Here is a 231-nt window from a genome sequence, read left to right on the forward strand (position 1 = left end):
TTTTCGAGTCGATTTCATTTCTTTCGCAGTAGAGTGTGGTTTGCACTTACCATAAACGACGGARGAGTAACAGCGACCAGTATCATCAATTATCCGACAACAGCACTGAAAAGGCTCACCTGATGTTGAGCATTCATGCAACTGCTCGTGTTTAGCATTTACGTTAAAGTCGATCGTAATGCGAGCCTCACTTAACCAAGTATCAGGAATTTGCTGCTTTGTTAACAAGTG

The sequence above is a fragment of the Citrobacter cronae genome, assembly GCF_016893685.1.
In the GTDB taxonomy this organism is placed as follows: Bacteria; Pseudomonadota; Gammaproteobacteria; order Enterobacterales; family Enterobacteriaceae; genus Citrobacter; species Citrobacter werkmanii.